Consider the following 16410-nt stretch of genomic DNA (forward strand, 5'->3'; position numbering starts at 1 on the left):
GGCAATGTCTATAGCAACATTTAAGACATGTACTTTTTCTTTTTCCTTAGAAAGTAGTGATTCTAGCTCTTTTATTCGTTGTTCTGGAGTATTCTTTTGTGACATAGATGGTAATTCTTTCCAATCTAAGATACTATGTTTTCGCATCCAAACCAAAACAGTGCTTCTACCTTGAATTCCATACTTTTTTTGAGCTTGTTTATAGGTTAACTCGCCTTTTTCTACTTCGGCAACTACTTGTAATTTAAAAGCTAGGCTGTAATCTCGTTGACTACGTTTTTGTCTTTGCGGGGATTGTGATTCCATAAATTAAGTTGTTTGAGTGACAACCTATTTCAGGACGGGACAATGTAAATAAAAAAAGCCTCTGTTTACAGAAGCTTTTTTCAAGTTGATTATTTTCTTAGTTTGTCAGTAATTCAAATACCTGATTTGCTATTTCAATTTCTTCATTGGTAGGAATAACTAATATTTTAGTTTTCGAGTCGGGTGTATTGATTTCCCGAATTTCATTTGAACGAATTTCATTTTTAGAATCGTCTAATTCTATTCCGAAATAATCCATATCTGTACATACCAGTTTTCGAATATAAGAGGAATTCTCTCCTATTCCTGCCGTAAAAACAATAGCATCAAGTCCATTTAAAACTGCCGTATACGAACCAATATGTTTTTTAATTCGATAGGCATTCATATCTAAAGCCAACTGGCAATCAACATTTCCTTTCGCTGCATTCGCTTCAACATCCCTCAAATCGCTATAGCCGGTAAGACCAAGCATTCCACTTTGTTTCTGTAACATCGTATTGACTTCATCAAGCGTGTAACCCAAAGAGTTAACTAGATAAAAAATCACGGATTGATCTACATCTCCGCTTCGGGTTCCCATTATCAAACCATTCATAGGACCAAAACCAAGCGTATGGTCAATGCTTTTTCCGTCTTTTATGGCTGTCATGCTGCATCCATTTCCTAAATGTATCGTAATAATTTTCGAGCCTTTATTTATAGAATTCTGTTTCAAATAATGAATCGCATTTTCTGAAACATACTTATGACTCGTTCCGTGAAATCCATAAACACGAATTTTATTTTCTGTCAAAAGGGAATTCGGCAATGCATATTTGTGCGCCACAATTGGAATCGTTTGATGGAATGCAGTATCAAAAACAGCTACTTGTATTGCCGAATTGAAAATTTCCTCGGCCACATTTATTCCTTCCAAATTCGCTGGATTATGCAAGGGTGCTAAATCAAAAAGTTGTCTGATTTTGTCTTTTACCTCACTGGTAATAATTACGGTATTCGAAAAAGCGCTTCCGCCATGCACCACGCGATGTCCGACCGCTTCAATTTCATCCGTACTTTTAATCACTCCTACTATTTCATCCATCAGTAATTTGGCAATTTTCTCCAAACCTATTTTATGGTTTGCAATAGGCAACGTTTCTTCTAATTTAGTAGTATTCGTAACATACGTTAGATTTGAAGTTTCCAATCCTATTCGGTCAATCATCCCCGAACAAATTACTTCATTCGCGGGCATATTGATTAATTGGTATTTTATAGAGGAACTTCCTGAGTTTACAATTAATATTTTCATTTTATAATCCTTGTGCTTGAATCGCCGTAATCACGACAGTATTTATGATATCATCAACCGTACAACCGCGGCTTAAATCATTTACGGGTTTGTTCAGTCCTTGTAACATTGGGCCAATTGCTAATGCACCCGTTTCTCTTTGCACCGCTTTATACGTATTATTTCCTGTATTTAAATCCGGGAAAATTAGAACGCTTGCTTGTCCTGCCACTTCTGAATTTGGCATTTTACTTTTCCCCACTTCCATATCTACGGCGGCATCATATTGAATAGGCCCTTCAATTTTTAAATCGGGACGTTTTTTTCTCACTATTTCAGTCGCTGTTCGCACTTTATCCACTTCATCACCTTTTCCTGAAGAACCGGATGAGTAGGAAAGCATGGCGATTTTTGGTTCAATACCAAAAGCCAAACTGGAATCAGCAGATGAAATGGCAATTTCAGCCAATTGTTCTGCAGTAGGATTTGGATTAATGGCGCAATCTCCAAAAACAGAAACCCTGTCCTCTAAACACATGAAAAATATCGAGGAAACCACTGATGAATTGGGTTTTGTTTTAATGAATTGCAACGCGGGTAAAATGGTATGTTGCGTAGTATGTGCAGCACCAGAAACCATTCCGTCAGCATGTCCTTTGTAGACCATCATCGTACCAAAATACGAAACATCTTCCATCAAATCTTTAGCCATTCCTACAGTTACGTTTTTTGCTTTTCGCAGCTCAAAATACGTGTTTACATAATCATCATAATATTTAGATTCTATTGGATTAATGATGTCAACTTTTGAGAAATCGAACTCTAAACCTAGTTCTGAGACTTTGCTTTCTATTTGTTTTTTGTTACCAATAATCGTAATATCAACCACATCCATTGTTAGTAATCGAGAAGCCGCAATAATAATTCTTTCATCGTTTCCTTCTGGCAAAACAATGTGTTTTCTGTGCTTTCTGGCTCTTTTTACCAAATTATACTGGAACATTTTTGGCGTCATTCCTTCTGCTTCAAAAGTAATCAGCTTTTCAGCCAAGTTGTCTAAGTCTACATATTTTTCAAAAGTGGTAATAGAAATTTCAATCTTCTGCTTGTTGTTTGCGTAGATTTTAGACTTTATAGATCCTATTTTATTGGTGATAAAATAAGTACCCTCTTCAACGGCAATAATTGGAACAACCGTCGAAAGTCCTTCTATCAATTTCAAAATACTGATTTCCGGCAAAATATTCCCTGTCAAAACAATTCCGGAAATTGTGGGATAATTTACAGATTCATTGGCTTGCAAAGCTCCCAAAATAATATCGGCACGATCTCCGGGAGTAATTACCAGACTATTCTCTTTTAAATGCAACAAATAATTACACAATTGCATGGCGCCAACGCTAAAATTTCCCGTTTGATTGTTCAAATTAGCGGCACCAAATAAAACTTTGGCATCCAACTCATTGACGATCTCCTGTACTGTTGGGTTGTTCAAATTATGGATTAATGGAATCGCATTTACCATTACGCTTTCAGGCAAAGTTTTTCGTAATCCATTCGTAACTATTTCTATATTTTCCTGCTGCACCTTATTCGCAATTACGGCCAAGACCTCCACATCCTTCACTTTGAATGAATCATAAGCGAGATACAAACTGTCCAATAATTCTTCCAGCGTTTTACCGACTCCTGAACCTACAATAATGGTTGGGATTCCAAGATTTTTAGCAATCAAAACATTCATATCTAATTCTATCACCGTTCCTTCGCCACTGAATCCAGTTCCTTCGACCAAAACAAAATCAAAACGTTCCTCTAATTTCTTATATTTTTCAATAATCAAATCGAGAACCTCCCCTATTTTTCCTTTATTTTTTTTCTTAATTAGTTTACTTTTTGTGATGGCAAATGCATCTTCAAACTCGATATCCAAACCAAAATGACCTAACACCGTTTCAATATGATTGTCAAATCCTCCTTCTTCGGTATCCTCAATTATTGGTCTGAAATAACCTACTTTGGCAGTTTTACCAATTAGCATGCTCATTAGTCCCAGTGTGACAATAGACTTACCGCTATTTTGCTCGCTTGTCGCTATATAAATGGCCTTGTTCATTTTTTATTTTTAATTTAATTCCAAAAAAAATTGGAGATATTGCTTTTTAAGTATTAAAACCAACGGCGTTTTTTAAAATAGATTATCATTCCTATCACAATCAAAAACATGAATCCCATGACAGTATGATACCCATATTGATATTTTAGTTCAGGTAAATTTTCAAAATTCATACCATAAACTCCCACAATAAAAGTAAGCGGAATAAATATTGCCGAAACGATGGTGAGCGTTTTCATAATCTCATTCATCTTATGGGTTTGTGCCGAAAAAAAGAAATTTGACGCACTTTCTAATGACCCCATATCCGATTCAATTTGTTCTAATAGTTCTAAACTCTTTTGATGCAATCGAGAAAAAAAGCTGAAAGTATCTAATTCCATAGCATTAAATATATTGTCGTCCTTGACACTTTTAATATCATACAAAGAATCGCGCAACGGAATGATCGAACGCTTCAGAAAATTAAAATTATCCCTGTGTTTCTCAATGTTTTCTAAAATTATTGGATCTACACTTTTCTTGGTCAGATTAATTAAATCTTCTACTTTGTCTTCTTCATTTTCTAAAGTTATGTAGAAATTTTCCATTATAGCGTCCAGAAGGATATACAATAAATAATCTGCTTTTTTTTCTCTCACTAAACCGGAATGCGTACGAATCCGTTCCCGAATATGAGTAAAAAAATCACTTCTTTTTTCCTGAAAAGAAATTAAAACACCATCTTTTATCAAAAAACTTATTTGTTCAACACTAATATTATCTGAATGTTCTGCAGGCAAAAGTGATTTGATATTAAAGAATAAAAATTCGTGTGATTCTTCAAGTTTAGTTCTTCTTGTTGTATTTAAAATATCGGCTAACATGAAATTATCTATTTTAAAATAATTTCCAATAGATTTTAGCCATTCCACATTATTTAAACCGTGAATATTTACCCAATTTGTTTTTTGTTTTTCTATAAAGTTGTCTAAATTAGAAACCTTAAAATCCTCATATTCCGCCAAATTCAAATCATCGTAAACAAATAATTGCATCTCTGAATCTTTGGTTTTGTGAATCCCTGTATATTCCAGATTATAAGGTTGCAATTTCCTTCCTTTCTTGTATTTAATTTTTCTCATTCAAAAATCATTTATAAAGTAATAATACAATAAAAAATCAAAAGTACGGCTACTTCCACCTTTTGGCATTGCTAAAATCAAAAATAATGCTTCACTATTTTTTAATTTTCAGGTGAAAATACACAGAAATATCCATCTCTTCTATGAGAAAAATCATGTCAGCATAGTAAATAACTAAGTATTCAACGAATGTTAATTTATGTTAATTATTTAAAATTGAATTTTCAATATATATATTTTTAAAAATATATCAATAGATTTGAAGATTAATGCCGAATAAATAGAAAATTCTCCTATTTATTCACTGAAAACTAATTATTAACTATTTTATGTTGAACCAAATGCTTAAAAAAAAATTAACCTTATTTATTGTATTTCTCTTGATTTTCTCAGCTCCAGAGACATTCGCTCAAAGCCGGAAAAAAAGAAAAGCAGATAAAAATGCTGTTGCCAAAGTAGATACCAAGGCTTCTGACGCCAAGAAAGAACCTAAACCGTACAAAAAAGTCATTGATTCAAGTGCAGTTACGCAAAGAGGACTTATTGATGTTCATAAAATAGACAACAAATACCTTTTTGAAATTCCAGATGCTATTTTAGGAAGCGAAATGATGACCATTACCCGATATTCTAAGACTCCTGCCGGTGGCGGAATTTTTGGTGGAGAAGAAATCAACAGACAGGTGGTTCGATGGGAAAAAGGATTAAATAACAACATCCTGCTTCGATCAATTACTTACGTTATTATGACTCCGGATGAAGATAAACCAATGGCTCAGGCGGTTAAAAATTCAACTTCTGACCCAATCATTGGAAATTATGATGTTCTGGCGTACAAAAAAGACGAAACTGGAAAGATTACTGGTTATGTAGTAGATTTAGCAACAACTTTCGATGCTGATGTTCAAACTTTTTCTTTGGATCCAATTAAGAAACAATTATTAAACATTCAAACTTTTCAAAAAGACAGATCGTTTATCTCAAAAGTAAGTAGTTTTCCAATAAACACTGAAATTAGAAGTGTAAAAACCTTTACAACAACACCCCCAAAAATCAATACGACACTAACACCAAAAATTGGAGTTGATTTACCATCCGCTTTAGATGCGGGAGTAGTTACTGTAGAAATGAATACTTCTATGATTTTATTGCCAAAAAATCCGATGCGCAAAAGAGAATTTGATGCTCGTGTAGGATATTTTGCAAACCAATACGGTGTGTTCGAAGAAGAATCTCAAAAATCAGACACCAAAGTATTTGCTGTGAGATGGCGTTTAGAGCCTAAATCACCTGAAGATGCACAAAAACAAAAAAAGGGTGAATTAATTGAACCTTTGAAACCGATTGTGTATTACATTGACCCGGCGACTCCGGAAAAATGGAAAAAATTCATCAAACAAGGTATTGACGATTGGCAAATCGCTTTTGAAGGAGCTGGTTGGAAGAATGCTATTCGAGGAGAATATTGGCCAGAAAATGATCCAACAATGAGCTTGGAAGATGCTCGTTTTTCTGTTTTAAGATACTTCGCAGCTGAAATTCAAAATGCTTATGGTCCAAATGTTCACGATCCAAGAAGCGGTGAAATTTTAGAAAGCCACATTGGTTGGTACCACAATATCATGAGTCTTTTAAGAAACTGGTATTTGATTCAAACTGCTGCTGTTGATCCCGCCGCAAGATCAAAAAAGTTTGATGATAAGTTAATGGGAGAATTAATCCGTTTTGTTTCGTCACATGAAGTAGGACATACTTTAGGATTGCGTCACAATATGGGCGCGAGTTCTGCCACTCCGGTTGAAAAACTTAGAGATAAAGATTACCAAGCGAAAAATGGTCATACTTCATCTATTATGGATTATGCACGTTTTAATTATGTTGCACAACCTGAAGATAACGTTACAACTTTATTTCCTAGAATTGGAGATTATGATAAATGGGCTATCAAATGGGGATATTCTTATTTTGAAGACACTAAAAATGAAGCGCAAGAGAAAGCTTTCTTAAATGAAATGACAAAGGAAGCGTACAAAAACAATCGCTTGTGGTTCGGTTCTGAAACTAGTCCTTACGATCCAAGATACCAAACAGAAGATATTGGTGATAATGCGATGAGAGCTTCTGAATACGGAATAAAAAACCTAAAAAGGATTCTACCTAATTTATTAGAATGGACAAAAGAAGATGGCGAAAGTTATGCTGAATTAGATGAGCTTTATGGCGCACTTACAGGACAATTCAGAAGATACATGGGACACGTTACTAAAAACGTGGGTGGAATTTATGATTCTCCAAAAACCTATGACATGTCTGGTAATCAGTTTCAAGTGGTGCCAAAAAGTATTCAAAAAGATGCTGTGGCATTCTTAAATGCTCAATTGTTTACCACTCCAAAATGGCTATTAGATCAAAACGTTCTTTCAAAAATAAACCCGGAAAGCGGTGTTGAAGCTATCAAAGGAATGCAGGATGCAACACTAACTAGCTTGTTAGCCGGTGACAGAATGGTTCGCCTTTTAGAAACCTCAACTGTGAGTAAAGACAATTATTCAGTAGACGAATTAATTACTGATTTGAATAAAGGAATTTTTTCTGAATTGAAAAGCAACAGTTCTATCGATATGTATCGCAGAAACATTCAAAAATTACACGTAGACAAAATGATTGGCTTGCTAAAGCCTGGCAATGCAGAAGTAAGGTCGGTACCAGTTGGTGTAACATATGGTTTCAATACAAGAAGAGTAAATTTAGCTCAAACAGATTTACCTTCTATTGCCAGAGGTCAATTGAATTCACTTAAAAATGATTTAAAAATGTCTTCCGCTAGAATGTCAGACCGAATTAGTAAATACCATGTACTTGATTTGATATCTAGAATTGGTGAAGCTTTAGATCCTAAATAATAAATTAAAAAGGGAAAATGTTCAAACAACATTTTCCCTTTTTTTGTTAAATGTGACTTTAATGTAATGTTTCTTTTAGAAATATACGTTAGAGAAACGCACTGCAGTGCGTCTCTACGTGATAAATAACAATAGTGATAGAATTAAAATACCCGACTTATTTAAAAAATAGGTCGGGTATTTTGTTTCATATAATAACACAAAAAAACCGAACTATTTCTAGTCCGGTTTTAACAAATAAATAGTAATATAAAGAACGTTATTAATCTTTTGAAGATTTTAAAGCTAAACTGTAAATTACTAAACCAAAACCGATTTTATTAATCGCATCAGCAATGTTGTAAACCACGTCAATATTACCCGCTGGTATAAATCCGTTGTACCATCCTGATGTTCCCATCATATATCCTAATGGATAGATAGACCAACCAACAAGTACAAACCAACACAAGATTTTGTGTGCTTTCTGCACTTCGCCTCCAGCTACTGCTGCTAATTTCGCAGCTTCGCCTAACCAAATCTCGTACACAATTGCAAAGTAAGCTAATCCGGAAATGAATCCCCAAAGCGCAGCACTATCCGTGAATACCACTTCACCAAAGTAACCTGTTACTAACATGATCACCGAGTAAATAATCATTTTCCATAATAATGATTGTTTTGCTCCTGCTACTTTTAGTATTAGGTAGAATTCTAAACACATTAACGGCACAGTTAATACCCAGTCAACGTAACGAAAGAAAGTTGGAGATTCACCAAATGAAGCCCAATAATCTCTCATGTAGAAATAATGTACAGCAGCAATAAAAGTGATTAATCCTGACACTAATACTGAAGTTCGCCACTTTTTATCAAATTGGCTTAAGGATAAAAAGAAAAATGCTGAAGCGGCCATCATTGCCATACAGCCTACAAAAAATGTAAACCCTACGTAATCGGTTGGGGATAATTTTCCGACTAATCCTGAAATAAACATAAAATTTGTCATAAATAAATAATTTTAATGGTTTTTGTTTACTCAAATATAGTAAAAGTTAAACAATAAAAAATTATTTTTGTTTAATATTTTTTAACTAATTTTAAACAATAATTAAAATTTATGAAAAATTATTCAAATATTGCAATTGTAGCCAGTTTTTTTGGGTTGTGGATGGACTCTTTTTTTACAGATAAGCTTCAGATTATATTGGGTTTCCTCCTAATTTTTACTTTTGGTATTTTGCATGGTGCAAATGATTTACTTTTGATTGAAAATATCGATACCACAAAACAATCCAATGGAAGACTAAAAACATTAGGGTATTATATTGCTGTGGTTTTAACAGGTATACTCTTGTTTTATACAATACCTCATGTGGCCCTTCTATTATTTGTTATTGTGAGTGCGTACCATTTTGGAGAACAGCAATGGCAGACTATTACTCAGCATGAATTTCCAAAATGGCTCGTAATACTGTTCCAATTTTTATACGGATTCGTAATTCTATTGTTATTGTTTAATTTCCACTCCGGTGAAGTGGAAAACATCATCTTGAACATCGCAAATATTAGTATTTCAAGCCAGTCTTTATTTTTACTCTTGCAAATTTCAGGCATCGTTTTTATTGGCTTAAGCGCTTATTTGTTTTGGAAAAGAGAAAAAATCAGAAGTAAACTGCTTTTGGAATTCTTTTATTTGGTTCTCTTTGCAATCCTTTTTAAATCTTCCAGTCTGATATGGGGATTCGCTATTTATTTTGTCTTGTGGCACAGTATTCCTTCTATAATTGACCAAATTAAATTTTTGAATGGCTCCTTTTCTATGAAATATTTTGTTGACTATTGTAGAGCAGCAGGAATTTATTGGTTCATTTCAATACTAGGAATCACATTAATCTACTATGTGTGCAAAGGAGACCAGCTTTTTAATGCTTTATTTTTCTCTTTTTTAGCTGCTATAACATTTCCCCATGCAGCAGTAATAACAGAAATGTTTCGTGGTAAAAAACAAACTAAAAAATAAAACGCATAAAAAAAACCGTTCACCAAAGGCGAACGGTTTTCTAAATCAACATTAAAGATGCACCGCAGTGCATCTCTACGGGAAATTATTATTTTACTTCTTCAAATTCAACGTCTTCAACATTGTCTCCTTGAGCAGCATCCCCTTGTGGTTGTGCTTCTCCTTGACCTTGTTCTCCTTGAGCATACATCGCCTCAGTTGCTTTTTTCCATGCAGCGTTGATATTGTCAAGAGCTGTTTGAATTGCAGGAATGTCTTGAGATTGGTGTGCCATTCTCAATTCAGTTAATGCATATTCTACAGCAACTTTGTTTTCATCAGATAATTTAGAACCTAATTCTTTCAATTGAGTTTCAGTTTGGAAGATCATTCCGTCTGCTTCGTTCAATTTTTCAGCTCTTTCTCTTAAAAGTTTGTCAGAATCAGCATTAGCTTCTGCATCTTTTTTCATTCTTTCGATTTCTTCAGAAGTCAATCCAGAAGAAGCTTCGATACGAATATCGTGAGATTTTCCAGTTCCTTTGTCAGTTGCAGAAACTTTGATGATACCATTAGCATCAATATCAAAAGTTACTTCAATTTGTGGAACACCTCTTGGAGCTGGTGGAATACCATCTAAATGGAAACGACCAATAGTTTTGTTGTCAACTGCCATAGCTCTGTCTCCTTGTAAAACGTGGATTTCAACTGTTGGTTGAGAATCTGCAGCTGTAGAGAAAACTTGAGATTTTTTAGTTGGAATTGTTGTGTTAGACTCGATTAATTTAGTCAAAACACCACCCATAGTTTCGATACCTAAAGATAAAGGTGTAACGTCAAGTAACAATACATCTTTTACATCTCCAGAAAGAACTCCACCTTGAATAGCTGCTCCAATCGCAACAACCTCATCAGGGTTAACTCCTTTTGACGCTTTTTTACCAAAGAATTTTTCAACCTCTTCAGCAATTCTTGGCATACGAGTAGAACCTCCAACCAAAATAACTTCGTCAATATCAGAAACAGTTAAACCTGCATCTTTTAACGCTTTAGCAACTGGTGCCATAGAACGTTTCACTAATGAATCAGTTAATTTTTCAAATTGAGCTCTAGTTAATTTTTTAACTAAGTGTTTTGGTCCTGAAGCCGTAGCTGTTACGTATGGCAAATTGATTTCAGTTTCAGCAGAAGAAGACAATTCAATTTTTGCTTTCTCAGCAGCTTCTTTCAAACGTTGCAATGACATTGGATCAAGACGTAAGTCAATACCTTCTTCAGCTTTAAATTCGTCAGCTAACCAGTCAATAATTTCGTGGTCAAAATCATCTCCACCTAAGTGAGTATCACCATTTGTAGACAATACTTCGAAAACTCCGTCTCCTAATTCAAGAACAGAAATATCAAATGTACCTCCACCTAAATCGTAAACAGCAATTTTTTGATCTTTACCTTTTTTATCTAAACCGTACGCAAGTGCAGCAGCTGTAGGTTCGTTGATAATACGCATTACTTTAAGACCTGCAATTTCACCCGCTTCTTTTGTAGCTTGACGTTGTGCATCATTAAAGTATGCTGGAACAGTAATAACTGCTTCAGTTACAGTTTGACCTAAATAGTCTTCAGCTGTTTTTTTCATTTTTTGAAGTGTCATCGCTGACAATTCCTGAGCAGTATATAAACGACCATCAATATCCACACGTGGTGTATTGTTGTCCCCTTTTACTACTGAATAAGAAACTCTTTTTGCTTCAGCTGTAACTTCTGAAAAAGAATGACCCATAAAACGTTTGATAGAAGCAATAGTCTTAGTTGGATTAGTTACCGCTTGTCTTTTAGCAGGATCTCCTACTTTAATTTCTCCACCTTCAACAAAAGCGATGATAGATGGTGTTGTTCTTTTTCCTTCTGCATTAGGAATAACAACTGCTTCATTACCTTCCATTACAGAAACACAAGAGTTGGTCGTACCTAAATCAATTCCGATTATTTTACCCATTTTTAATATATTTAATTTTATTGTATACTTGTTTTAATGACTCGAAGTCGATAAGTCAATCTTTGTGCCAATACAAAACGTCCTATTAAATTGTCAGTTTATGTTAAAATTGGCGTGAAAAAATCTGACAAGTTGACATTTCAGAGGGTTTGTCATTCTGGCGGAAGGGAGATTTAGGAGCTTATTCCCGCTCTCCGCTGTATCTTTTCTTTTTTAAAGAAAAAAAGAAAAGGATGCCGCTGCTATCGGGGCTAGGAAATCTGATTCCTAACTTCATTTATTTTTTTTCGATTACTTTAAAATTTCAATATCAATAATTCGTAATAAATGAACTACATTAGCAGAACGATAAAATGCTATTTGTAGCGCAAAGCAACCTGATTTTTGGTGGAGTTGCGGAAGTCTGTAGCGGGTTTATAAAAGTTATTAACAATGTTAAAAATGAAAACAAAATCAATTTTTTTGATAGCCTTGACATTAATATTTTGTCAAAACTATTTGTTTTCTCAAGATTTGAAACCATTTAAAACGGATTCTATTTGGGGCTACAAAAATTCAAAAGGAATAATTACGATTATTCCTCAATTTCAGTACGCTAGTAAATTTTCAGAAAAGTTTGCGGTAGTAGCACAAAATAATCTTCTCGGAGCTATTGATTCAATAAGTGAAACAGTTATACCTTTCAAATATGAGTATTTAAAGTATTTAAAAGACAATAAATTCATATTTGGTTACAGAACCAAATATTTTGGAGAATATAAATTAGGTTTAATTAATTCAAAAAATGAAATTTTGATTGAACCAGTTTACCGAATGATTAATTTGCGAAATAATATTTTAGAAACTATAAAACAAATAGATAGTGTCACTGGAACAACTTTTGCCGGTGACATTCGTTCAGTAAAATGGAAATATGGTCTTCATAGTTTGTCAGGAAAAGAAATTATACCAGATGAATTTGATTATATAAATTGGCTCGAAGAAAGCTTAATAGCATTAAGTAAAGGGGACTTTCAAGCTTTATTTCAAAGTAATGGAACTAAGCTTACAGATTTTGAATTCGTTGTTATTGATGAATTTAAAGACAATCTATCAAAAGTTAGAAAGGGAGACAAATATGGATTCATTAACAAGCAAGGAGTATTAGTAATTCCAATCATATTTGATCTGGCTGATCCATTTGAAATAGGATATTCAAAAATCCGAATAAATAAAAAATGGGGAATAATAAATACGAAAGGAGAATTCATTTATCAACCAAAATTTAGTTTTAAAAAAATGAAAGGCAAGATAAAAACACTTTAGCTACAAGCTAGAATTTCGTTGCGTGCGTAGCACGAGCAATGTAAGCCGATAACGTGGATTTGCAATCCGTGTCCATAACAATAAGACACAAAGAACAAAAACTATTATTTAATTCGCTCAAAAAAACATCAATCACTAAAACCAACAATCATCATGAAACAATGTTCCAAACATTTTACAGTAAAAACAATCCTAATTGGTCTATTCATACAGCTAATTACAATAACGGCTTCTTTTGGACAAACCCCGAACGCGCTGATATGCCACAATCGTTAGCGCAGTTTTGCAAACTGTTCCCAGAATAGTATGCAAATAATATAAATATCACCAAAGATTATTATCACTTAATACGCCACATCGCCAAGTGAACAAACGTTGCAATCAAATAAAAAAAGAACTATGAAACAAAAATTACTATTAGCATTACTATTGATCTTATCAATCAAATCATTTTCACAAGATTCAAAATTTAGCATTGAAGCTAGTTACCCAATTCCAATTGGAGATAATTTTATCGCAGAAAACTATAACGGAATTTTTGACATTGGAGCAAAATATAGATTTTCGAAAATAAAAAATATCAATATTGGAACATCTATCAATGGTGGAATTTTAGTAAACAACACTAATGACAATAATGGGAATCAAGACTTTAAAGTTAAATCATATCTTATTCAACCAAAACTTTTTGCTGAACTTACAATAGAATCAATTTCTAAATTACACCCATTTATAGGATTTGGATATACTTTTATGGTTTTCGATGCTTCAGGAACAAATAACGGATTTGATGTTTCAGGTTCAAGTAAAACAGACAGTGGAATAAATGCTAATTTTGGAGTTGCTTATGATATAACTACTAAAATATTCATAGGGATTCAATATGATTATGTGAAGTTAAAAGTTGATGAAGAAACCCCAAATACAACATTTAATACAAACGTAAATCTATTAAAAGTTGGATTAGGTTTTCGAATATAATAAAATATCCGACCGCACTGATATCCCACAATCGTTAGCGCATTTTTGCAAACTATGTCCATAACAATAAGACACAAAAAACAAAAGCTATTAATTAATTCAAAAAAAACATCAATCACTTAAACCAACAACCATCATGAAACGACGTTCCAAACATTTTGCCGTAAAGACAATCCTAATTGGTCTATTCATCCAGCTAATTACAATAACGGCTTCCTTTGGGCAAACCAAAGCAGAACAAATCGATAAGTTGATGAATCTATATTCAGAATACGGGCAATTTAACGGCTCCATTCTTGTCGCTGACGCAGGTAAAGTCATTTATAAAAAGGGATTCGGAATGGCAAACATGGAATGGAATATTCCGAACCAACCGGATACCAAACACAGATTGGGTTCTGTTACCAAACAGTTTACCGCTATGCTAATACTTCAATTAGTTGAGCAGGGAAAATTAAAGTTGGATGTTCCTATTACAACCTATCTTCCTGATTATCCTAAAACATTGGGCGAAAAAATCACTATTCATCATTTACTGACGCACACCTCCGGAATTCCTAATTATACTTCGTTTCCTAATTTCGTGAAAGATTTAAGTATCAATCCGTACAGCCCGGAGGCATTTGTAAAAAAATTCGCTAACTTGCCGCTGGAATTTACGCCGGGAGAAAAATTTGCATACAGCAATTCCGGTTATTTTTTATTGGGTCATATTATAGAGAAAGCTTCCGGTAAAACCTATGAGCAGTTTTTACAAGACAATATTCTTACACCACTCAAAATGAACAATACAGGATTCGATCACCATGAAACGATTCTGAAAAACAGAGCTTCCGGTTATGAGAAAAACGGCAAAAACTACAGCAATGCCAGTTATCTTGATTTGTCTATCCCCTACGCTGCCGGTTCTTTATATGCTACCGTAGATGATTTGTATTTATGGGATCAAGCACTTTACACCGAACAGTTACTTTCGACAAAAAATAAAGAGCTGTTATTTAATTCCTATATTCCTGCAGGACCGGGACAATATGGTTACGGATGGTTTATCAATAAGGCTTTCAATGGAGAAAAAAATGAGAGTATCCTGGTTACTGAGCATGGCGGTGGAATAAATGGATTTAACACCTTGCTTTCCCGTATTCCTTCTGACAAAAATCTAGTAGTATTGTTAAATAATACGGGTGGTACTAACTTAAACGAGATGAGTAAAGCTATTAGAAATATTCTGTACAATAAACCATATAGTTTACCTAAAAAATCATTGGCTGTTGCTTTCGTAGACGTTATTCTGGAAAAAGGAATTGCATCCGGATTAAATTATTTTAATGAAAATAAAAATTCAAATACCTATGCTGTCAACGAAAACGAAATGAACAGTGCAGGATATCAATTATTACAAACCGGAAAAGTAAAAGAAGCAATAGAAGTTTTTAAACTAAATGTAGAAGCGTTTCCAAAATCAGGAAATGCCTACGATAGTTTGGGAGAAGCCTATTTGAAAAACGGAGATAAAAAGCTGGCGATTATCAACTATAAAAAATCAGTGGAGCTAGATCCAAATAATGAAAACGGGAAAAAAGTATTGGAAGAAATTTCAAAGTCCTAAATTAGTAAACCTGTTTAAAAAAAACCGCACGGATCATGTTTGATTTTAAAAACACGATCCGTGCGGATAATAATAAAATCACGCTTTTTAATTCACTTTTTATTTCACTGCCTTAGTTGACTTCCCAACCGTCAAATAAACATGTGTATTGGGATATAGAAATTCAATTTTTGAATTTTGCTGGTTTAATCTCATCGCTGCTTGTCCATTGACAGCAACAGTATAATTATTTTTTTAGGGGTTTTGATAATTACTGATCAATTGACATTTATTCAAAGTATCGAAAAATTTACAAGAGAAAGTATTTTAGAATTCAACGATGAGTTCATTACGGATTTAGATTGCTTAGAATATTTAGCAAAAATAAAGTGGAAAGCAGATTTCAAATGTGTAATGTAATAACACAAAATTTACGATTCGTAAAACGAATTTTGCGCGGGATTGTAACGTTTGCCATCATATTAAAAGCCCAATTGTTGATACTATTTTTCACAAAGTTCGATTTGATTTGCGAAAAGCATTTACAATTGTTTTTGAGATTAGTGCAATCACAAAAAGCTTCTCTACAAAACGAACAGCAAAACAATTAAAAATTAGCACAAATATGGCAACTGATTTCATTAAAAAAGTTAGAATTAATATGGCAAATAGTGCCTCACAGCAAATGATTGTTGATATTTTTGTCGATGAATTTATTTTTGGTGGCAAAGAAAATCTTAAACAAGAAGGGAGCAATATTCCAAAAAATAAAGTTGATAATCGCCGTTGAAACCAATAACACTACCGGAATTTAAAGAGTGTAGTTTGACCAGT

Annotated in this window: 12 protein-coding genes; 6 read left to right on the forward strand and 6 right to left on the reverse strand. The window is 33.7% G+C overall.

Going from position 1 to position 16410, the window contains the following annotated elements; translation table 11 throughout:
• The 4 genes from BMZ76_RS16215 to corA form a co-directional block, all read right to left on the reverse strand.
• On the reverse strand, positions 1-306 hold a 306-nt coding region (locus BMZ76_RS16215; protein WP_244281814.1), incomplete at its 3' end, for a helix-turn-helix domain-containing protein.
• A 97-nt stretch (positions 307-403) separates the two neighbouring features.
• Positions 404-1603 (reverse strand): acetate/propionate family kinase, encoded by a 1200-nt coding sequence (locus tag BMZ76_RS12680; RefSeq protein WP_091207246.1) that lies wholly within the window; start codon positions 1601-1603, stop codon positions 404-406.
• A 1-nt stretch (position 1604) separates the two neighbouring features.
• On the reverse strand, positions 1605-3698 hold the full coding sequence (gene pta / locus BMZ76_RS12685) for a phosphate acetyltransferase (protein ID WP_091207249.1): 2094 nt from the start codon (positions 3696-3698) through the stop codon (positions 1605-1607).
• A gap of 53 nt (positions 3699-3751) precedes the next feature.
• A complete protein-coding gene (gene corA, locus BMZ76_RS12690; RefSeq protein WP_091207252.1) occupies positions 3752-4822 on the reverse strand; it encodes a magnesium/cobalt transporter CorA in 1071 nt (356 codons plus the stop codon).
• A 341-nt stretch (positions 4823-5163) separates the two neighbouring features.
• Between corA and BMZ76_RS12695 the strand changes: the two genes are divergently transcribed.
• Positions 5164-7725 (forward strand): zinc-dependent metalloprotease, encoded by a 2562-nt coding sequence (locus tag BMZ76_RS12695; protein WP_091207485.1) that lies wholly within the window; start codon positions 5164-5166, stop codon positions 7723-7725.
• A 262-nt stretch (positions 7726-7987) separates the two neighbouring features.
• Here the strand turns inward: BMZ76_RS12695 and BMZ76_RS12700 are convergent, their stop codons facing one another.
• The gene (locus BMZ76_RS12700) at positions 7988-8713 is read right to left on the reverse strand and encodes a bacteriorhodopsin-like (RefSeq protein ID WP_091207255.1); all 726 of its coding nucleotides are present in this window, start codon (positions 8711-8713) and stop codon (positions 7988-7990) included.
• 111 nt (positions 8714-8824) lie between these two features.
• Here BMZ76_RS12700 and BMZ76_RS12705 point away from each other — a divergent pair, with 111 nt between their 5' ends.
• Positions 8825-9727, forward strand: coding sequence for a Brp/Blh family beta-carotene 15,15'-dioxygenase (locus BMZ76_RS12705; RefSeq protein WP_091207258.1), 903 nt, complete (start codon positions 8825-8827; stop codon positions 9725-9727).
• A gap of 88 nt (positions 9728-9815) precedes the next feature.
• On the opposite strand, the gene dnaK is transcribed toward BMZ76_RS12705, so the two are convergent.
• Positions 9816-11702, reverse strand: coding sequence for a molecular chaperone DnaK (dnaK, locus tag BMZ76_RS12710; protein ID WP_091207262.1), 1887 nt, complete (start codon positions 11700-11702; stop codon positions 9816-9818).
• Between the two features lie 498 nt (positions 11703-12200).
• On the opposite strand from dnaK, the gene BMZ76_RS12715 reads away from it, so the two are divergent.
• From BMZ76_RS12715 to BMZ76_RS16220, 4 genes are all read left to right on the forward strand, one after another.
• Positions 12201-13007, forward strand: coding sequence for a WG repeat-containing protein (locus tag BMZ76_RS12715; protein WP_167547463.1), 807 nt, complete (start codon positions 12201-12203; stop codon positions 13005-13007).
• A 399-nt stretch (positions 13008-13406) separates the two neighbouring features.
• Entirely contained in the window at positions 13407-13988 is a 582-nt protein-coding gene (locus BMZ76_RS12720) for an outer membrane beta-barrel protein (RefSeq protein ID WP_091207271.1), read from the forward strand.
• A gap of 136 nt (positions 13989-14124) precedes the next feature.
• Entirely contained in the window at positions 14125-15597 is a 1473-nt protein-coding gene (locus BMZ76_RS12725; RefSeq protein ID WP_091207275.1) for a serine hydrolase, read from the forward strand.
• Positions 15598-16201: 604 nt separating this feature from the next.
• Positions 16202-16366, forward strand: coding sequence for a hypothetical protein (locus BMZ76_RS16220; RefSeq protein WP_244281815.1), 165 nt, complete (start codon positions 16202-16204; stop codon positions 16364-16366).
• Positions 16367-16410: the final 44 nt, after the last annotated feature.

Source organism: Flavobacterium xueshanense (assembly GCF_900112975.1).
Classification (GTDB): Bacteria; Bacteroidota; Bacteroidia; order Flavobacteriales; family Flavobacteriaceae; genus Flavobacterium; species Flavobacterium xueshanense.

Bases quoted from the DNA above. Each gene is read 5' to 3' on its own strand.
- BMZ76_RS12720 (WP_091207271.1), top strand. From the start codon at position 13,407: ATGAAACAAAAATTACTATTAGCATTACTATTGATCTTATCAATCAAA.
- BMZ76_RS12700 (WP_091207255.1), bottom strand. From the start codon at position 8,713: ATGACAAATTTTATGTTTATTTCAGGATTAGTCGGAAAATTATCCCCA.
- BMZ76_RS12680 (WP_091207246.1), bottom strand. From the start codon at position 1,603: ATGAAAATATTAATTGTAAACTCAGGAAGTTCCTCTATAAAATACCAA.
- dnaK (WP_091207262.1), bottom strand. From the start codon at position 11,702: ATGGGTAAAATAATCGGAATTGATTTAGGTACGACCAACTCTTGTGTT.
- BMZ76_RS12705 (WP_091207258.1), top strand. From the start codon at position 8,825: ATGAAAAATTATTCAAATATTGCAATTGTAGCCAGTTTTTTTGGGTTG.
- BMZ76_RS16220 (WP_244281815.1), top strand. From the start codon at position 16,202: ATGGCAACTGATTTCATTAAAAAAGTTAGAATTAATATGGCAAATAGT.
- BMZ76_RS12725 (WP_091207275.1), top strand. From the start codon at position 14,125: ATGAAACGACGTTCCAAACATTTTGCCGTAAAGACAATCCTAATTGGT.
- BMZ76_RS12695 (WP_091207485.1), top strand. From the start codon at position 5,164: ATGCTTAAAAAAAAATTAACCTTATTTATTGTATTTCTCTTGATTTTC.
- corA (WP_091207252.1), bottom strand. From the start codon at position 4,822: ATGAGAAAAATTAAATACAAGAAAGGAAGGAAATTGCAACCTTATAAT.
- pta (WP_091207249.1), bottom strand. From the start codon at position 3,698: ATGAACAAGGCCATTTATATAGCGACAAGCGAGCAAAATAGCGGTAAG.